This window comes from Streptomyces sp. UF-297, from assembly GCF_058245575.1.
Map to the genome: position 1 here is coordinate 1 of NZ_JBSIBZ010000207.1, position 2,170 is coordinate 2,170.

Sequence of the window (2,170 nt, forward strand, 5' to 3'; positions counted from 1 at the left end):
ACCCCGGCCGGGGCGGCGGATGGCACCGCCGCCCCGGCCCCTCGGAACCCTCACACCCCCACGAGGAGCAGCGCAGCGTGAACGACGACTTCAACGCCCGAGCCATCCCCACTTTCCCCCGCCAGAACTCCGGTGTCCGGCTGGTCGACCTCGCCACGGGTGAGGAGATCAGGCCCGGCCAGACGATCCCCGAACCCAACGGCCACGGCCACGTCACCTACGTCGGTCCGACCGTCGCCACCCAGGTGAGCGGCACGGAGCCTGTGCCGGGTGGCCGTGTCGCCGTCGTCCGGTACACGACCCCCGCGACCAACTGGGCGTTCCGGCCCGCCGAGCTGAACGCCCGGTACGTCGACGCCGACGCCCCGCACGGCGAGGGCGACGACGGCCAGCTCCCCCCGCAGACCCGCCGCAGCGAGTAGTACGCGGCGCCCCTGCCCGGGGGCGGCGGATGGCACCGCCGCCCCCGGGTCCCGCTCGAAACCCGCACCTCACCGAGGAGAAGAGACGCATGACCCCCACCACCCCGACCCCGGACCTCACCGGCGGCGACGCCGCCGCAGCCCGCTACCGCAGGGACCTGCTGGTGACCGGGAACGGCGGCCGGATGCTCGCGGAGGCCATCGGCCGCCCGGTCCTCCGCGCCCGCCAGACCGCCCAGACCTACCGCGCCGCCGTGCAGGACATCGAGAACGGCCGGTGCAACGCGCCCGGCCGCCGCTGGCTGCGGATGCAGTCCGCCGTGTGCCACCACCGGGCCCGGATCGCCGCCGACGAGCAGGCCCTGGCGGTCGAGAACGACCAGCCGGCCCAGGCCGCCCGGTGGGGCGCCCTCGCGGCCGCCTACGCCAGGGCGGGCAGGCACCTCGCCCACACGGTGCCCAACGCGGGCGCGGCGGTCGCCATGCTGACCGCCGCCGCCATCGCCCTGGAGAAGACCGTTCTCCCCCTCCCGGCCCAGGCCGGGCTCACCGAAGGGGCAGCGCTCCTGTCCAGCATCCCCGCCTTCCGGATCGACACCGGCCGCCAGGCCCTTGCCGCCGCCCGGACCGGCGAGGGCTCCCTGGCCAAGGCCATCAACGGCGTGGAGGTCGAGCTCCTGCTGTTCGCCTGCTGGGCCGAGGGTCAGCACGAGACCGGCTACCACGCGGCGCGGCAGGCCGTGCGCGCGCTGGACCGCGCCCGCAAGACCGCCGAGGAGGACCCGCAGGCCCTGGCGGCCGCCCTCCACCTGGCCGAGCAGGCCCTGGACGCGGCAGAGGCCATCACCACCCGCGACGACGAGGAGCACACCGGCCGCTGACCCCACCGCACACCGCCGGGGCCGGAGCGCGCAACGCGCCCCGGCCCCGGCGCCTTTCGAGAACAGGAACGACGATGCCCACCCCTTCACGGAGTCGAGCGTGACCGGAGAAGCCTGGCGCCCCCGGCCGATCTACCTGCCGGACGCCCACCTGCCGAACTCGGCCGAGCCGGTATGGACTTGCCGCCAGTGCCGCACGCCCTGGCCGTGCCCGACCGCCGAGCCGTATCTCACCCGAGGGCAATGCGCCTCCTGCGGCAGCCCGACGTACTGGGACACCAAACGGCCCCGCAACTGGCACCTCGGCCCCCGCTGCTACACCCCGGCCGACGCCCTGCGCGCCGAAGCGGAGGAACTTCACCAGCACCACCAGAGGAACCCGCGCTACCCGCCCAGCCACTACTACCCGGACAAGCCCCGGCGCCGTCGGCGTCAGCGCCCGCCGTACGACCACACACCCAGCCGGCCCGGCGACATCGAACCCGGCACCACCCTGTGGGTCAGCCCCGGAGGACTGCACCCGGGATGGGGCGACATCCACCACCTGGCGATCCTGACCACACTCGGACGCCCGAAGTGCGAGGTGTGGGTCTGGCTCGACAGCACCGTCCACCTGGTCCGGCCCGAGCACCTTCTCCCGGACATCTCCCCGATCCGCAACGCCGCCCGCGCGGCAGGCGTGACCACCTTCCGTCAGCAGCCCGGACGCCCGAGTCCGCTCCTGCCCGAGTGGCAGTGGATCAAGTGGACCGTGGACCGTCACCTCCAGCACCGTGAACAGCACGCCCCACCGCCCCCGACCATCGAGGCGGTCCAGGAGCCCCTGTTCGCCAGCTGACCCCCGGCCCGGGGCGGCATCTGCCGCCC

At 74.7% G+C, this 2,170-nt stretch carries 3 protein-coding genes; all 3 read left to right on the plus strand.

The window, feature by feature from the left end:
* Positions 1-422 (plus strand): hypothetical protein (locus AC4IJH_RS43410; RefSeq protein ID WP_490857548.1); only part of this gene is annotated, 422 nt, incomplete at its 5' end.
* A gap of 89 nt (positions 423-511) precedes the next feature.
* Positions 512-1,303 (plus strand): hypothetical protein, encoded by a 792-nt coding sequence (locus AC4IJH_RS43415; protein WP_164348887.1) that lies wholly within the window; start codon positions 512-514, stop codon positions 1,301-1,303.
* Positions 1,304-1,403: 100 nt separating this feature from the next.
* Positions 1,404-2,141: a hypothetical protein gene (locus AC4IJH_RS43420; RefSeq protein WP_490857549.1), complete on the plus strand. Its 738-nt coding sequence runs from the start codon at positions 1,404-1,406 to the stop codon at positions 2,139-2,141.
* Positions 2,142-2,170: the final 29 nt, after the last annotated feature.